18 protein-coding genes and 2 pseudogenes are annotated in these 14,455 nt (G+C 49.6%); 10 read left to right on the top strand and 10 right to left on the bottom strand.

The window, feature by feature from the left end; all coding sequences use genetic code 11:
- The 3 genes and pseudogenes from WMO25_RS06275 to WMO25_RS18925 form a co-directional block, all read left to right on the top strand.
- A pseudogene (locus tag WMO25_RS06275) lies at positions 1-240 on the top strand (hypothetical protein); the annotation flags it as partial.
- 14 nt (positions 241-254) lie between these two features.
- The gene (locus tag WMO25_RS06280) at positions 255-593 is read left to right on the top strand and encodes an MmcQ/YjbR family DNA-binding protein (protein WP_154432774.1); all 339 of its coding nucleotides are present in this window, start codon (positions 255-257) and stop codon (positions 591-593) included.
- Positions 590-700 (top strand): annotated as a pseudogene (locus WMO25_RS18925) (DUF188 domain-containing protein); the annotation flags it as partial. The gene WMO25_RS06280 and the pseudogene WMO25_RS18925, both read left to right, overlap by 4 nt.
- Before the next feature lie 68 nt (positions 701-768).
- On the opposite strand, the gene WMO25_RS06290 reads toward WMO25_RS18925, so the two are convergent.
- The 10 genes from WMO25_RS06290 to WMO25_RS06335 all read right to left on the bottom strand — a co-directional run bounded on the left by WMO25_RS06290 (position 769) and on the right by WMO25_RS06335 (position 10,604).
- Complete coding sequence (locus WMO25_RS06290) at positions 769-2,190, bottom strand: DUF4368 domain-containing protein (RefSeq protein WP_349084636.1); 1,422 nt, start codon at positions 2,188-2,190, stop codon at positions 769-771.
- Between the two features lie 77 nt (positions 2,191-2,267).
- On the bottom strand, positions 2,268-2,663 hold the full coding sequence (locus WMO25_RS06295) for a recombinase family protein (protein WP_050618475.1): 396 nt from the start codon (positions 2,661-2,663) through the stop codon (positions 2,268-2,270).
- Entirely contained in the window at positions 2,660-4,267 is a 1,608-nt protein-coding gene (locus WMO25_RS06300) for a recombinase family protein (protein ID WP_006573492.1), read from the bottom strand. The genes WMO25_RS06295 and WMO25_RS06300 overlap by 4 nt, the downstream gene beginning before the upstream one ends.
- Positions 4,268-5,974: a recombinase family protein gene (locus tag WMO25_RS06305; protein WP_226928001.1), complete on the bottom strand. Its 1,707-nt coding sequence runs from the start codon at positions 5,972-5,974 to the stop codon at positions 4,268-4,270.
- A gap of 15 nt (positions 5,975-5,989) precedes the next feature.
- Positions 5,990-7,624, bottom strand: coding sequence for a recombinase family protein (locus WMO25_RS06310; RefSeq protein WP_226928002.1), 1,635 nt, complete (start codon positions 7,622-7,624; stop codon positions 5,990-5,992).
- Between the two features lie 214 nt (positions 7,625-7,838).
- Positions 7,839-8,081, bottom strand: a complete 243-nt coding sequence (locus WMO25_RS06315; protein ID WP_006573495.1) for a DUF6870 family protein — start codon at positions 8,079-8,081, stop codon at positions 7,839-7,841.
- Positions 8,082-8,592: 511 nt separating this feature from the next.
- Entirely contained in the window at positions 8,593-9,075 is a 483-nt protein-coding gene (locus WMO25_RS06320; RefSeq protein WP_005934739.1) for a hypothetical protein, read from the bottom strand.
- Between the two features lie 208 nt (positions 9,076-9,283).
- On the bottom strand, positions 9,284-9,526 hold the full coding sequence (locus WMO25_RS06325; protein ID WP_349084638.1) for a hypothetical protein: 243 nt from the start codon (positions 9,524-9,526) through the stop codon (positions 9,284-9,286).
- Complete coding sequence (locus WMO25_RS06330) at positions 9,526-10,254, bottom strand: ImmA/IrrE family metallo-endopeptidase (RefSeq protein WP_349084639.1); 729 nt, start codon at positions 10,252-10,254, stop codon at positions 9,526-9,528. The genes WMO25_RS06325 and WMO25_RS06330 overlap by 1 nt, the downstream gene beginning before the upstream one ends.
- Positions 10,251-10,604, bottom strand: a complete 354-nt coding sequence (locus WMO25_RS06335; protein WP_349084640.1) for a hypothetical protein — start codon at positions 10,602-10,604, stop codon at positions 10,251-10,253. The genes WMO25_RS06330 and WMO25_RS06335 overlap by 4 nt, the downstream gene beginning before the upstream one ends.
- A 176-nt stretch (positions 10,605-10,780) precedes the next feature.
- On the opposite strand from WMO25_RS06335, the gene WMO25_RS06340 reads away from it, so the two are divergent.
- The 7 genes from WMO25_RS06340 to WMO25_RS06370 all read left to right on the top strand — a co-directional run.
- Positions 10,781-11,209, top strand: coding sequence for a helix-turn-helix domain-containing protein (locus tag WMO25_RS06340; protein WP_005934745.1), 429 nt, complete (start codon positions 10,781-10,783; stop codon positions 11,207-11,209).
- Positions 11,210-11,277: 68 nt separating this feature from the next.
- Entirely contained in the window at positions 11,278-11,814 is a 537-nt protein-coding gene (locus WMO25_RS06345) for an ImmA/IrrE family metallo-endopeptidase (protein WP_005934746.1), read from the top strand.
- A 24-nt stretch (positions 11,815-11,838) separates the two neighbouring features.
- Positions 11,839-12,663 carry a hypothetical protein gene (locus WMO25_RS06350; protein ID WP_349084641.1) on the top strand — a complete coding sequence of 275 codons (825 nt, stop codon included), beginning with the start codon at positions 11,839-11,841 and terminating at the stop codon, positions 12,661-12,663.
- A gap of 33 nt (positions 12,664-12,696) precedes the next feature.
- On the top strand, positions 12,697-13,002 hold the full coding sequence (locus WMO25_RS06355) for a carboxylate--amine ligase (RefSeq protein ID WP_147561320.1): 306 nt from the start codon (positions 12,697-12,699) through the stop codon (positions 13,000-13,002).
- Entirely contained in the window at positions 13,002-13,688 is a 687-nt protein-coding gene (locus WMO25_RS06360; RefSeq protein WP_349084642.1) for an AlkZ-related protein, read from the top strand. Before WMO25_RS06355 ends, WMO25_RS06360 begins: the two co-directional genes overlap by 1 nt.
- Before the next feature lie 6 nt (positions 13,689-13,694).
- Positions 13,695-14,174 carry a flavodoxin gene (locus WMO25_RS06365; protein ID WP_349084643.1) on the top strand — a complete coding sequence of 160 codons (480 nt, stop codon included), beginning with the start codon at positions 13,695-13,697 and terminating at the stop codon, positions 14,172-14,174.
- Positions 14,175-14,208: 34 nt separating this feature from the next.
- The coding region (locus WMO25_RS06370; RefSeq protein WP_349084645.1) for a nuclear transport factor 2 family protein at positions 14,209-14,455 on the top strand (247 nt) is incomplete at its 3' end.

The raw sequence follows: 14,455 nt of genomic DNA on the forward strand, positions 1-14,455 counted from the left end.
GATAAGGTGTGTGAATTTTATGAAGATCAGGTAAACAGTGATAATGATGAATATCTGGAAAGCACAGGGTACTCACTAATTGATTTTACAACAGGAGAACTTTATACCCTATCTGATCCGTATCGGGGATATAGTATTCGGGATTATATGATCCGGTATGATTATAGAGAACAGGGAGACGGAGAAAAATATATAGATTTGCTGATCTTCTATGCTCCGATCCGGGGAGAGGAAGGTTAAGAAAAGAGGAAACTATGCAGACAAGGCAGGAGGCAATACAATATTGCCATTCATTTCAAGATGTATATGAAGATTATCCTTTTCATGATGATAACTGGTGTGTTATGCGTCATAAGGGAAATAAGAAAACATTTGCGCTTATTTATGATAAAGATGGTTATGTATGGATAAATGTAAAATGTGATCCGGAATGGAGAGAGTTCTGGAGAAATGCTTTTGAATCTGTGATCCCAGCTTATCATATGAACAAGACACACTGGAATTCTATTATCTTGGATGGCTCTGTTCCTGATAAAGATATCTGGCGGATGATCGGGGAAAGTTATGATCTGACGAAAGGAAAGAAAAAATGAGGATATTAGTAGATGCGGATTCCTGTCCTGTGGTGTCAATCGTAGAAAAAACAGCAAAGAAATATGAAATCCCTGTTGTTCTTTTATGTGATACAAACCATGAGTTAAACCAGATAGGGATAAAAATAGATATGTATCGGCAGGAGTACAGATTTACTCCTGCTTTCGCCTTTATTCAGGCGGTTTGACGTGTAGTACGCCGCATATATTCCCGCTCCATTTCCCGCATTTCCTCGTCTGTGGGAATATCCACAATCCCGACATAGGAATAGTAAATGTCGATTTGCTGTGTCCGTTTCCCGTCCTTTTTCTCACGCTCATGGATTACGATTTTATCCACAAATGCGTTTAGGATTTCGGGCGTGAGTTCGTCAATGCGGGTATATTTCTTCGTGACGGCTATCAGCTTTGCTACATTGGTCACTTCCATATCGGCTTGGCTGACCTCTGCGGTCAACGCTTCGATTTCACGCTTTAACTGTCCCTGCTCCGCTTCATATCCGTCTGACAGCTTGCAAAAGCGTTCGTCATTCAGTTTTCCGCTGACATTGTCCTCGTAGATTTTGCGGAACAGGCGGTCAAGCTCATCCATCCGCTTTTCGTCTTTTTCTATCTGTTTCTGCTTTGCGGACAGTTCGTATCGGCGTTCCGCAAGGGTGGTGTCTATCTGCCGTCGGATAAATACCCGCTCAAACTGCTGTAAATAGGACAGGAAATGCTGAAGCTGTTTCAAAACCAACTGGTTTAATGCGTCCTCTCGGATATAATGCTGCGTGCAGTTCTGCGTGCGGCTCGTCCGTTTGTACTGCGAACAGCGGAAATGGGCGTATCCGTTGGCAGTGGCAAGGCTTAACTTTGCCCCGCAGTCGGCACAATAGAGCAGTCCAGAAAACATGCTCGTAATCCCGCTTTTGTTCGGTCTGCGTTTGTTTTCCCGTATTATCTGTACCTTTTCCCATATATCCCTGTCAATGATGGGGGCATGGGCATTTTCGATATACGCCCGCCTGTCCTTTGCGGTGGGGATGCGTTTTTTGCTCTTAAAGCCAAGCCTTGTGGATTTGAAGCTTTCCGTTATGCCGATATATGCTACGTTTTCCAGAATGGCGGCTACGGCAGATGTTTCCCAGCAATACGGGTCTTCCGACACTTTTGCAACGCCGATTCCCTTTGACGCTTTGTAGGCTGACGGGGTAAGCGTCCTGTCTTTCCAGAGGGTTGTGGCTATGGCAGACACGCCCTTTCCCTGCATGCAGAGGGAGAATATCCTGCGGACGACTGCCGCCGCTTCCCCGTCCACAAGCCATCGGGTCTTGTCATCTGGATTCCGTAAATATCCATAAGGCGGCGCACCCAGATGTTCGCCTGCAAGCCCCTTCGCTTTCTTAACTTCCTTTACCTTTTTGCTCGTGCTTTTGGGATACCATTCGTTAAAAAGGTTGGTAAAGGCGGCAAATTCATTGCTCTCAAGGCTGCCAGTGTCCACGTTGTCCATGATGGCGATGAACCTCACGCCCGCTTCGGGATAGATGATTTCGGAGTAAGAGCCGACCTCAATATAATTCCTGCCGAAGCGTGACAAATCTTCTTGTGTCAAGTAGGGACTAAAAAAATTTTGAGAATTTACAAGCCGTTCATAGGTGGACAACCACCCGTGAACGGCTTGCGTTTTCTCTACGCTCTTGTGCCGTTCTTTGTGCGACGCTTCTTATACGCCGCCGCAAATGCCTCCAACATCGGAGTGACCGGAAGCTCGTTGTCAGGCTTGGACAGATACTCGAACCGGATGCCGTTCTCCCGGAACTTTCGCTCAAACCTCATGAAAGAGGAAGTGTCCCGGCTGATTCGCGAGGTGTCGCGGGTGAGGATCGTACCGATGTCCTGACGCTTTGCTTCGTTCAGCAGGAAGTTCATGATACCTTCCGTATGGACGCCGGAGATGCCGTCTGCCGCCACAGCAGCAGCCACCTCATAGCCTTTGTCCTTCGCATAGCGTTCCAGCTCTTCCCGCTGGTCTGCTGCCGCAAGCTGATCCGCACAGGCAACGCGGATATAAAGAAATACTTTCATTTGGCTTCTCCTTCTGATGTAGTGAGGAAGTCCTTGAACTTCCAGACGATTTCTATGTTGTCAAGATCGTAAATGTAGACCGCAGAAATGAATGCGTGGGTCAGCTCATAGGTCAGAGCTTTGCAGTCGGCGTACTGTTCGCAGACCGCATCCAGCTTTTCATCTGAACAGGCGGTCTCGGAGTCAAGCTCCTTCATCCGCTCGTGACTGCGCTGGATTGCTCCATCGTTTTCAGCAATCTTCACATCCGCTGCCGCCTTCTGCTGAATGTACGCCTCCTTCGTGATGCTTCCGGCTGCATACTTCTCGTAGAGCCTCAGCTTGGACGCCTTGTGCTGCTCGTTCTGCTTTTGCAGAGTGCGGATTTTATCAGCACATTCCTTGATGGCAGATTTCCGCAGATCACCGACTTCGCGGTTCTGTATTGCTTCCTTCTGTGCCAAAGCAAGAAACTGAGTAAGGGCATGGAAGACAACCTTCTCAATATCCATTTCCGGAAAGCTCCTGCCAACCGGACAGTCTGTGTTTCCGTTGTTGACCGAGTGAATGCACTGGAAGTATCGAATGCCAGCCTTGTTCTTTCGGCGTGTCATAGCACGTTTACAGTTACCGCAGCGGACGAGTCCCTTGAGCGGATAGTCATGCTGCTTGCGCGTGGGATTCCGTCCTCCGCCTCGAATGACCTTCTGAGCAAGCTCAAAGTCTTCCTTGCTGATAATAGCTTCATGCGTTCCTTCTACGATAATCGGCTCATTGACAACACGCTTTTTTGAGCCGACACCGCAGGACTTCATTTTGCGGCTGACCAGTGTTCCGGTGTAAACAAGGTTTTTGAGGATGTTATAGACCATCACGGTTTCCCAACTGATTTTCTCGCTCATGTTACTGAACTTCTTCTTGTCGGAATGCTTGCTCTTGAAGTATTGCCCCGGCGTCGGGATGCCTTCATCATTCAGGCTGCGGGCGATCTGAGAGGTGTTGCTGCCTTCCAGCGCCTCGCGGAAAATACGACGGATCACATCAGCCGCCTCCGGGTCTACGGCAAGTTTGTTCCGAATGGTGGGATGCAGGACGTAGCCGTATGGGGCGTAGCCACCGACATACTTGCCCTGCTTCATCATCTGGATTTTTGCCGATGTGGTCTTTACGGAAAGGTCTTTGCTGTATGCGGCGTAGATGATGCTGCGCATAACCACTTCCAGACCGCCCGTTGTGCCTTTGTAATCGTCGCTGTCATAGCCGTCGTTGATGGAAATAAAGCGGACGCCCATGAATGGAAAAGTGCATTCCAGATAGTTTCCCGTTTCAATGTAGTCACGAGAAAAGCGGGAAAAGTCTTTGACGCAGATCAGATCGATTTCGCCGCGCTTGACCTTCTCCATCATCTGCGTGAACTGAGGACGGTGAAAGTTCGTGCCGGTATAACCGTCATCCGCAAACTCAGACCGCTGACAGTGAGACAACTCCGGGTGATTGTCGAGAAAGCGATTGATGAGCATACGCTGGTTGCCGATGCTGTCACTTTCCGCCTTGCTGCCATAGCCGGTATCTTCATCAGCCATTGAGAGGCGGATGTAGATGCCGATGTTGTATTCCTTGCTCATTTACATCGCCTCCTGTACTTCCTTGATACTCTGAACGGTCAGAGCGTAAATATCGCCGTATTTCATGACCAGCTCGATTGAGCCGTCCTCATGGACTTTCACAAGCTCTACGGACTCGTCAACTAACTCCTGAGAGAGCATCGTTGCACCGCTGACGGATTTCATCAGCGTGAGCCACTTGTTGTCCTCGGACATTGCCTCGGCAAACTTTACCTTCCGCTGAACCGCTTCATCCAACCGCCGGGAAAGGTTAGCATACTGCTCATCGTAGGCTTTCTTGGCAAAGACGTATTCCTCTTCATCGAGAATGCCTTCTGTGAAGTCCTCATAGAGCCGAGTACGCTTCTTGGAGATGCCGCTGAGTTTCAGATTCAGGCTTGTGATGAGCGCATTCTGCTGATCGCGGATGCTGCGTTCGCCTTCACTGTTTCTCAGTTTGGCAAGCAGCTTGTCGTAATTGAGAGCCGCCTTGACTTGAAGCTGGATCGCCGCAAGCACATCGGCTTCGAGCTTATCCTGCCGCGTATAGTGCGGCGTACAGAGGTTGCCGCGCTTGACGGATGAACTGCACTCATAGAAGGCGTACCATGCGCCGTCCTTGCGCTTGTCAACGCGCTTGCGATGGAAGTAGAGCTTTTTGCCGCAGTCTGCGCAGACGATTTTGTCTTCAAAGAGATTGATCAGCGTAGCGCGGATTTCTTCCGTGCGCTCCATCTTCTCAACCCTTGTCCTTGCAGCAGCGTTCCGCATTTCTCGTACCTTCTGGAAGTCCTCACGGGAGATAATCGCCTCGTGAGTATTGGGAAAAACAATCCATTCCTCACGGTCAATGTGCTGATTCTTGACGCCCTTGTAGATGGCGTTCAGCGTCCGTCCGAGAACGGTATCTCCGACGTAATGGGGATTATCCAGAATGGTAGTCAGTGAAGACTTGTTCCAAATCTTCTTTGCCGTAGCATTGCCTGTGCGGACGCCGACCTGATACTTCTGAAACTCCGGATTGGGTGCGTTCATTGCATCAAGCCGGTCTGCAATCGCAGGAAGGGACAGTCCTTCAATTTTCCATTGGAAAATCTTCCGGACAATCGGTGCGGTTTCTTCATCGAAAACCATATTGCTGTGTTCTTCATCCCAGCGATAACCATACGGGAGATTGCGCTTCTTGAACTCTCCACTTTCCATCTGTGCTTTGAGCGCAGTAGAAACCTTGCGGGAGATGTCCTTCGAGTAAAGGGTGTTGATCATGTTTTGCAGAGGGATAATGAGGCTTTCGCCGGAGCCGTCCGTATCAAAGTTGTCGTAGTTCTCTTTGATGGCGATAAACCGAAGCCCGATCTGCGGAAAGACCCGTTCCAGATAGGTTCCAGCCTCGATGTAGTCACGCCCGAACCGGCTGAGATCACGAACTACAAGGCACTTGATCCTGCCGGTGCGGATGTCGTTCATCAGCCGGTTGAACTCCGGTCTATCAAAAACCGTTCCTGTTCGTCCGTTGTCCACATAGGTATCTATCAGATTCAGGTAGGGACGCTCTGCAATGTAGGACTTGCAAATCTCAATCTGATTTGCGATGACATCCACCTTTTCGGACTTGCCGCTGTTTTCAACGGAAAGACGGGCATAGATGGCTGTTGAGAAGACCTCGGAAGAAACACATTCGATAACCGGCTCTTCGACTGCAATTTGCTTTCTGCTTTTTCTTGCCATTTGCTCATCCCTCCTTTATACGGCAATATCCAGTTCATCGGCATAGCCGAGAACGTATTCAATCGTCTGCTGGTATTCGTCCCTGTATTTGAAGACGATTTCGATTGCATGGTTTTCGTGAATCAGAATGCGGTCAACAAGGGACATCAGCACACGGCGGTTCAGTTCTTCGACGTTTTCATACTGCTTGAAAAGCGTTACCCAGTTCCGTTCAGTCGTGCCGGTTGTCACCGTCTGCTTCATTTCTTTTTTGACCCGCAGAAGTGCCTCCTGCTTGTCCTCAATGGTTTTGGTGTAGCTGTTGCGGAACTCGAAGTATTCCGATTTATCAATGACGCCGCCGATGAAGTTCTCGTAAAGCCCCAGCTTGAGCTTTTGATACCGCTCAATCTCTTCCTCGATTTTTGCAATCTGGGCTTCGTAATTGAAAGCCTTACGGCTTTGAGACGGAAGCCGCTCTATCATCGCAAGCGCGTGTTCCAGATTGATGACAAGCTCGATCTGGTCATGAATAGCACGGAAGACCTTCTCTTCAACCTCTTTTGCGGCGATGCTGTGCGGGCTGCACGTCCGGCTGTGCTTATTGGTGGAGCAGACGTAGTAGATATACTTTTTTGTCTTCGACGGGACGGTCTTGCGGATCATTGGCTGCTGACAGTCTCCGCAGAATAGGAAGCCGGAAAACAGATGCGCCTCGTCCTGATCGGGTGAACAGCGCATATCTCTCTGCATCATGACCTTGACCGCCATGAAATCCTCGTAGGACACAAGAGCTTCATGCGCATTTTCAACCTTGACCCACTCGGATTCATCCTTGCTCTTCACGACGCGGACTTTGTAGTTGGGAGTGCCGCGCTTGCCCTGAGCCAGAACGCCGATATAAACCTCGTTGGTGAGAATACGCTGGACGGCTTTGTATGTCCATTTTGCGGTATCGCAGGTCTTGAAGACGGTATCGAACTTCACACCGGCGAAATGCTTGTATTCCATTGGGGACAGGACGCCCATCTGGTTCAGACGCTTTGCAATGCGCCCAATGGAGAAGCCGTCCTTGTACATGGAAAAGATCATCTGCACATATTCGCTGACCGCTTCATCCACGATGAGCTGGTTTTTGTTCTCCGGCGATTTCATGTAGCCGTAAGGGGCGAACGAACCGACGAACTCACCGCTCTTCTGCTTGACTTCCAGACTGCTTCGGATTTTCATGGAGATGTCCTTGCAGTAAGAATCGTTAATCAAGTTTTTGAACGGGATAACAAAGGAGTCGGACTGCGGATCACCGGTCAGACTGTCATACGCATCATTGATTGCGATGAAACGTATGCCGAGCTGCGGGAATATCTTCTCAATGTAACGTCCGCCGTCGATGTAGTTTCTTGAGAAGCGGCTGAGATCCTTGACTACAATGCAGTCAAGCGCACCCTTGCGGATTGCCTCTTCCAGCTTTTTGAACTGAGGACGATTGAAGGAAACGCCGCTGTAACCGTCATCCACAAACGGCTCACAGACAAGCTCCAAATCCTCATGTCTTGCGATATAGTCCTCGCAGATGGCTCTCTGGCTGGCGATGGAGTTGCTTTCTACTTTGTCTCCATCCTCACGGGACAGACGGCAGTAGATCGCCGTGCGGTAAACCTTGTCTGGCATAAAAATAACCTCCGTTTTTCTGTTTGGTGTGGTACATCAAATCAGAAAGACGAAGGCTTGCTTCAACTCTTATGAAGAGGAACACGAAAACGCCACATGACCATCAAGGCAAGCGGCTTAATCCGTATTCTTCTTTTTTTGACCGATTAAATTATACCACAGGCTCAATCGCTTGTCCATAGAACCGGGCGAAAAGATTCAGACTGTTCATAAATCAAAGACCTCTCAGATAGTGTTCCAGACAATCTTCCATTGTCGTATCCGTCTCGGTGAAGCTGATCTTCACCACAGTTTTTCCGTCCAGATAACAATAGGGATTTCTGATCTGCTTAATGAACTCCCTCAGCCTGTCCTCTCGCGGTGCCGCAGGATCAAGCCGGATGCTGCTTCTCTGAACGAGTGTGCTTCGGTCAACCGTTTTCGGGCTGACATTTTTCATTGTTTCAATGCCCATCATATTCTAAGCACCTCCTGTTTCGTGAAAATATTCAGGACAAAAGGATATGGCAGAGCATCTTGTGAAGATACCCTGCCACATAGTTTTCATCCTGAAACTATATAGTAAGTTTCTTTTGGGTTTGTTTCATTGTCCGGCATATTTGCAGCACGCGCCCCTGCCAGAAGAACTTTGCAGTTCCGGGAATGCTGCGGACTACCAATGGTCAATCGGTATCATGGGACTCTCACCCCTCCGAGGATCGCTCCGAGCCGCCCATTCAAAGAAAAGACGGAAGTATCATTATACCCGGCATCTGCATCGTCGCAAGCAGCCGCACCACACGACTGTTATAGCTCTCCGGAGGTCGCTCACTCCCTTTCGGGAGGTCTTGGCGTCGGAAGCTGTGTTGCTTCGCAGAAGCGGAAAGATCCGCAGCACTGAACTATTCAGTTTTCAAGGAGCAGTGAAGTGGTCTGATTGACCCTTTCACTTTACAACGGACATCTTTTTGCCGTTTGTTGAGTACCGCTCAAAAAATTCTTTGAAATTTTTTCTGCACCGCTGCTTTGAGGTCAAATGCAGCTCTGATGCCGATGCCTTTCCTTCGGGCAAACTCTCGAAGAGTCAGTCCTTCACGGGTCATCGCAAGATACAATTCGCGCTGCTTCTCGGTCAGAATGGAAAGAAGCTCCTTCTCTTTGAGGGCGGTAATCAGTTCCTCCATGCAGTCGCGGGAGTCTGCCAGCCATGCAGCGGACTTCACATCGTCCTCCGGCATAGCGTCAAGGGACAGCACGGTATCAGAAATTTTCTCTGCGCCGTCCTCATCCTCAGAGGTGTTGTCAGAGCCATACGAGCGTCTGATCCGCTTTTCCTCTGCGCGAAGGATTCTCATAACCTTGCGGTCAACCTCGGAAACTTCGCCGGTTCGTTTCACGCGCACCATGCACTTGCCGTCCTCCGTAGTCCAGAGGTCGTAATCGAACGCGATAGGGGTCTTAGGGATTTTCATTGTTCATCCTTTCCGCTGCGCGGGAGCAGCGGGAAGGGTGAAGACAGAAAAAGAGCCGCATGACGGTGAGGTTTGAATCCCATGCCGATAAAACAGAGCAATTAAACTCTGTCTCATGCGGCATTAGGATGACTTCACCTATCAGGCGGCTCCACAGCTCAGCTATGACATATATTTTATTTTAGAACAGAGGCTTGTCCTCTGGTTCTTACTTGGTACGCGGTCGCAGTCTTCTCATGTTCAGCACATCAAAGACTGTGATCCGCCCGCATTTCTTGCACTTGGATTCTACATGACCCCTCGTGTCCTCGTAGACAGGAATGGCATTATGCTGACAATAGGGACATTTCAGGTATCGGGGCTTCTGCTGGGAAATGGCAACTCTTGCCCTGCGGATTTTTTCGATCAGCTCCGGCGTCGGTTCCTGAACCCGAATGGATGCTCTCTTCATTACCACACCTCCAATGGGTCAACATACTCACTGAATGGACGATCTACCATGTAGCCGAGCTGACGAAGGCGGATAGATGCCGTTGTCTTGGAGACACCGAACAACCGGCAGAAAAGGCGCAGCGTTAAGTGATCACCATACGAATACCTCCCCTCGTAATTGATCAGCGGCGTTTCTGCAAACCGACGCATTGCCAGGTCAACCTCTTTTTGAGGAAGCAGGATCGCCGCGCCCAAGACATTTGCTTGCCACTCGTTCCAGTCCTCGCGGGTTTTCAGCTCTCGCGGCGTATAGGCTGTCCGTGCGGAATATCTCATTTCGCAGGACGCCTTTACCTCTTCCGATTCCAGTTGGAAGAGAATCTGATGAGCGCACTCGTGGGCAAGGGTAAATCTGCGCTTGGCACAGAGCCGCTGCACGTTGCCGGAGAGAATGAAGCTCTCGTCCAAGATAACCTGATTACGCTTCAAAGCCAGTGTGCGCGTAATGCCAAGCTCCGTGATCTTGTACTCGGTGTCGGCATAGGCAGTGACACCGCAGATGCTTCCGTCCGGCGAGAGACGGGCGAATGATACGCGAAGACCGAGATAGTTCTTTGCAAACTGATCAATGGGTGTTGGCAAAGCTGATCGGTCGGGCTTGTCCGCCTCATCCCCGAAAAAGAATCGGTTGAAGTCCTTCGTTGTTGAGGCTGCAATTTCTTCAAGTTGGTGCTGGGATAAAATCATGAGCAGTTGTCCTCCTTTGCTTCGACGAACCACTTGTCTCCTTCGTGAAAAAGAAATGACTCCTTTCCGCGAATCTGAACTGTGTAACGGATGCCTCCGCCCCCAACCTTTTTGGATGTGGCGCGGCATTTGTATAGAATCTGGTCGATTTGAAAGATTACACCGTTGTCCCACCAGATACGGCGAGGGAGGATTGCCCCCTCCTTGTCCACATCCAGCGTAACCGGGACGTATGCTTTTCTGTACTGTGTAGCCATTTCCGTTTTTCTCACTCCTGTTCCCTCATACCGGTGTATGCCGGTACGGATGATCTTCGGCAGCATAAATGCCTGTCCATTTGAACTGCTCAAAAGATGTAACTTTTTCGTGTACAACTACTCATGCCCCTTGACAGGATGAGCAATTCAGGATATACTATGAGTAGTTGGATTGCTCAGTCATTATTATACGCACTTCAAGTGCCTTTGTCGATAGACTTGCGCAATTTGATGTCGCAAGCTTTTTGTGAACAGGAGTGATTACCAAAATGACGTTTGGAGAGAAATTCAAGGCTGAACGGGAGAAGCGGAAGCTGACCCAGCAGGAAGTAGCCGATGCACTGGGGATCAACAGGCGTATGATTACCCGGTACGAGAACGGCATTTCCTTTCCCCGCACCAAGGACGCTTACAGAAAAATCGCGGAATACTTCAAGGTGGATGTGAACTATCTGCTGACCGAGGACGAAGAGTTTGTGGTTCAGGCATCCGAGCAGTACGGCTCCCGTGGCATGAAACAGGCAAAGGACCTGATTGAAGGGATGTCCGGTTTGTTTGCGGGCGGTACGCTGTCCGAGCAGGACAAGGATGCGGTGATGAAGGCGTTGCAGGATATATATTGGGAATCCAAAGCCCGGAATGTTGAGAAATACACGCCGAAGAAATACAAGAAGACCGGTACGGACGCAGAGGAATAACTGTCTACGTCTCGGTTTCTTGACGGATTTACTTTGACTGTTTTCAACATGAAAGGGGTGAAGGTCCCGTGATAATTCGCTCCGAGGAAATATACAAAAAGGCGAACAGCATTGTCAAAAGCTGTGGAACAAGAGATACCTTGAAGATTGCCCGTGAGCTGGGCATTCATCTCCATTTTCTTGACAATCTGAACGATCTGCTCGGAATGTACACCTACCGCCATAAAGAGCGGCATATTCTTCTGAACTCCAACATGGAGTATCTGATCATGCAAATGGTTTGCGGTCACGAGATCGGGCATGATACCTTTCACCGTGATCTTGCCAAAGGAAACGAACCGCTCCCGGAGTTCGTGCTGTTCGATATGCGCACAAAACACGAATATGAGGCGAATGCGTTTGCCTCACACCTGATCATTGACGATGATGAGCTGATTGACCTGATGAAGCAGGACTACGATGTGGTGCAGCTCTCGGCTGCAATGGGAACAAACATCAACCTGATGCTGATCAAGCTCAACGAACTGAACCGCATGGGCTGGCAGCTCAACTTGCCTTATGTACCGCACTCTGACTTCCTGAAAAATGTCAGACCGGAGGGCTGAATGAGGATGAAGGATAGCAATTAGATGAACAACAACGACTATAAAGAAGCCCTTTTCTATGCCGCTTCCATCTTTAACGAACGCTTGGGAACGGAGTTCGGAGTGGACAATCTTGTGCTGCGCTGCTTTCAGACGGAAAACCAGCAGGAAGTCTTTGAGCAGTTCTGCAAGCAGTATTTCCCTGACCGGCTGGAAGACCGATATACAGAGGACGGCTATTTTGACTTTCACGCCGCTGCATTCGTCGGCACAGGAGACGGCGCGGACGGAATCCTTCTGCGCACAGATATAGCGCGTCATCCGGCAGAGTTGAAGCACATTCTTCTGCATGAGCTGGCGCATATCTTCTGCACCCGCAACGAGATTGACGGAGATAATTTCTTTGAGCGATACTGCATGGACGATACCATCAGCCGCGAAGAGGACAGAACCATTAACGCCGGTTATGCGGTCTGGCGGGAACTGATTGCGGAGCTGATTGCATTTGAGCTGGATGACAACTGCGATGTAGTTCCGGTTCGACGCAAGAAAGACCTACTCAGCTATTACGAAGGAGAACTCCTAACCGGCAACGGAAAAATGGGCGTCAGCATGATTCTCTGTGAGGCAATGACCAGTGCTGAGGGCGAAGCGTCTATGACATGGGACGCTGCCAAAAGCAAGTTTACGCGGTTCAAGCCCTTTGATGATCCACTGTACAGGGACTTGATGGAACTGGTTTTTACACACGTTAGAGAATACTTTATCGTAATCGACCGCGACTTTATCTATGAAATTGGAGTTTTGTATCTGAGCATTGCCGCACAAGCGATGATTGCGTCCCTAAAGAACAGATTTCAGGAAGAATAGGCAGACCGAAAGAGAGAAAGGACGGGCAACGATATGAAATATAAGCTGTTTCGCTCCCCCGGTAATCTGGACAAGGCAGTCCAGAAGCACGAACTGGTTGCCGTGGAGACCGGCAAGAACATTGATGATGTGGCAGACGCGCTTATCCGTGCTGTTCGGGATGATCTTGCGGAAATGCCGGAGTATGCGCACTGCGAAACCGCTGCGTATGCACCGGAGCCGGTTCAGGAGCATCGCCGCGTAAGACGTTATCAGTATGAGATGATGGGTGTTGTTTACCCGCAGTATGCGGAGAAGAATATCCTGATTGATTATGGCGTGATTGAAGAGGCGGAGTAATGTCAAAGAGATATGCCAGACAACTACATAGTGCAGATGGTTTGATTGCAGCCGTCGAGCAATACGGCTTTCTGCCCTTCTTTCGGAACGAGATTCACGGCTTCTCCATCGAGGAACTTTGCCCACCTGAGTTATGGTTTGCGGATGATGTAGATGGTCCGTGGGAATGGAAAGGACCGGCTGCGCGGAGCGGCAAATGTCTTTACGGCAAACTTTTCAACAAGAAGGCTGGATTTGTGAGCCGGGAGTGGATTCCGGACTTTGCGAACTTCCGGCGTGACGGCTATGACTTTGACGCCCGTTGGGATGACGGCTTGGCGTCCTACAAGGACAAAGAGCTTTATGAAGCCATAGCCGGTGAAGGCAGGATGCTTTCCAAACGGCTGAAAGAAGCTCTGAACTACCGCAAGGGCGGCAACACCGGTTTTGAGACGTGCATCACGCGGCTGCAAATGCAGAGCTATGTCTGCATCGCGGATTTCGTCTATATGCAGGACAGATATGGAAGACCTTATGGCTGGGGTGTCGCAGAGTATGCGACGCCGGAAGAACTTTTCGGGTACGACCTTATCACATCTGCATATCAGCGAGACCCGCAGGAATCCAAAGAGCGCATGATGCAGCATCTTTCCTCCATCCTGCCGGGTGCGTCTGTACAGCAGCTTACGAAGATATTGAAAGGATAAAACACCATGAGCAAGAAACTTGTAGCATATTTTTCTGCGTCCGGCGTGACCGCGAAGGTTGCCGAGACGCTGGCAGAAGCAATCGGCGCGGACATCTTTGAGATTGAGCCGAAGGTGCCTTACACGGAAGTTGACCTGAACTGGATGGACAAGAAAGCCCGCAGCACGATTGAGATGAACGATCCTGCCTCCCGTCCTGAGATTGCCGTCAAGCGGGACAACATGAAGGACTACGATACCATCTTTGTGGGCTTCCCGATCTGGTGGTATGTCGCGCCGACGATTATCAATACGTTCCTTGAGAGCTATGATTTGACCGGCAAGACGATCATCCCGTTTGCAACCTCCGGAGGAAGCGACATTGGCAAGACGAACGAACGCCTTGCGCCGAGCTGCAAAGGCGCAAAGCTGATGGACGGCAAAGTTTTCAAGGGCAACGTCGGGCATCAGGAGCTTGCGGCGTGGGTTGAAGGACTTGGACTTTAAGGGGCAGACAAATCGGAAGTTGTGGAGGTGCTTTATGAACGAGAGAGAAAAAATTATCCGATTATGGTTTGATATGTGGATTAAGAAAGCAGATTTAGGAATTGACAATATTTTTACAGATGATGTTGTATATACTGAGAGTTGGAGTCCTAAATATGAAAACCGCAAAACGGTAAAGCACTGGTTTGACGAATGGAATACACGCGGAAGTGTTCTTGTCTGGGAGATTAAGCAATTTTTTCATCAAGGCAATCAAACAATCGTGGAGTGGTATTTTAAAA

This window comes from Coprococcus intestinihominis, assembly GCF_040096555.1.
GTDB lineage: Bacteria > Bacillota > Clostridia > Lachnospirales > Lachnospiraceae > Coprococcus_A > Coprococcus_A intestinihominis.

Bases quoted from the DNA above. Each gene is read 5' to 3' on its own strand.
- WMO25_RS06280 (WP_154432774.1), top strand. From the start codon at position 255: ATGCAGACAAGGCAGGAGGCAATACAATATTGCCATTCATTTCAAGAT.
- WMO25_RS06295 (WP_050618475.1), bottom strand. From the start codon at position 2,663: ATGAAAGTATTTCTTTATATCCGCGTTGCCTGTGCGGATCAGCTTGCG.
- WMO25_RS06300 (WP_006573492.1), bottom strand. From the start codon at position 4,267: ATGAGCAAGGAATACAACATCGGCATCTACATCCGCCTCTCAATGGCT.
- WMO25_RS06305 (WP_226928001.1), bottom strand. From the start codon at position 5,974: ATGGCAAGAAAAAGCAGAAAGCAAATTGCAGTCGAAGAGCCGGTTATC.
- WMO25_RS06310 (WP_226928002.1), bottom strand. From the start codon at position 7,624: ATGCCAGACAAGGTTTACCGCACGGCGATCTACTGCCGTCTGTCCCGT.
- WMO25_RS06315 (WP_006573495.1), bottom strand. From the start codon at position 8,081: ATGATGGGCATTGAAACAATGAAAAATGTCAGCCCGAAAACGGTTGAC.
- WMO25_RS06320 (WP_005934739.1), bottom strand. From the start codon at position 9,075: ATGAAAATCCCTAAGACCCCTATCGCGTTCGATTACGACCTCTGGACT.
- WMO25_RS06325 (WP_349084638.1), bottom strand. From the start codon at position 9,526: ATGAAGAGAGCATCCATTCGGGTTCAGGAACCGACGCCGGAGCTGATC.
- WMO25_RS06330 (WP_349084639.1), bottom strand. From the start codon at position 10,254: ATGATTTTATCCCAGCACCAACTTGAAGAAATTGCAGCCTCAACAACG.
- WMO25_RS06340 (WP_005934745.1), top strand. From the start codon at position 10,781: ATGACGTTTGGAGAGAAATTCAAGGCTGAACGGGAGAAGCGGAAGCTG.
- WMO25_RS06350 (WP_349084641.1), top strand. From the start codon at position 11,839: ATGAACAACAACGACTATAAAGAAGCCCTTTTCTATGCCGCTTCCATC.
- WMO25_RS06355 (WP_147561320.1), top strand. From the start codon at position 12,697: ATGAAATATAAGCTGTTTCGCTCCCCCGGTAATCTGGACAAGGCAGTC.
- WMO25_RS06360 (WP_349084642.1), top strand. From the start codon at position 13,002: ATGTCAAAGAGATATGCCAGACAACTACATAGTGCAGATGGTTTGATT.
- WMO25_RS06365 (WP_349084643.1), top strand. From the start codon at position 13,695: ATGAGCAAGAAACTTGTAGCATATTTTTCTGCGTCCGGCGTGACCGCG.